This window comes from Burkholderia sp. Tr-862 (genome assembly GCF_011753085.1).
GTDB classification, from domain to species: domain Bacteria; phylum Pseudomonadota; class Gammaproteobacteria; order Burkholderiales; family Burkholderiaceae; genus Burkholderia; species Burkholderia ambifaria.
Map to the genome: position 1 here is coordinate 1 of NZ_VWWG01000421.1, position 587 is coordinate 587.

At 73.6% G+C, this 587-nt stretch carries 1 protein-coding gene; it reads left to right on the forward strand.

The genetic code is table 11. The annotated features are described in order from the left end of the window. Positions 1-6: 6 nt before the first annotated feature. Positions 7-587: SDR family NAD(P)-dependent oxidoreductase (locus F3J14_RS35270; protein ID WP_348772040.1), on the forward strand; the 581-nt coding region annotated here is incomplete at its 3' end.

Genomic DNA, 587 nt, shown 5'->3' on the forward strand with positions numbered 1-587 from the left:
GAGGAGATCGTCACGGGCGGGGCGGGCGGAATCGGGCTCGCGAACGCGGGCCGGCTGGTGGAGGACGGGTATCGCGTCGCGATCGTCGGGCGCGACGCGGGTCGCCTGGAGGCGGCCGTCTCCCGGCTCGGCAACGCGGCGATCGTGCAGGCGGCCGACCTGAGCGTGCGGCGCGACGCGACGTCGGCGATCGCGGCGATCGTCGCGCGGTGGCCGCGCATCGACGTGCTGGTCAACAACGCGGGGCTGACGGGGCGCGTTGGCGCGGACACTGAAGCGGGCGACGCCGAAACCGTATGGGATGCCGTCGTCGCTGCGAACCTCAAAAGCACGTTCATCACGACGCTGGCCGTGCTGCCGCACCTGGCCGAGCGCGCCGCGCGGATCGTGAACATCGGGTCGATCGCGGCGCGCGCCGGCAGCCTCCTGCCGGGCGGCCTCGCGTATGCGGCGGCGAAGGCGGGGGTCGAAGGGTTCACCGTCGCGCTGGCGCGCGAGCTCGGGCCGCGCGGCGTCACGGTCAATACGGTTGCGCCCGGCTATATTGCCGATACGCGCTTGTTCGGCGATGCCGGCGTCGCACCGGC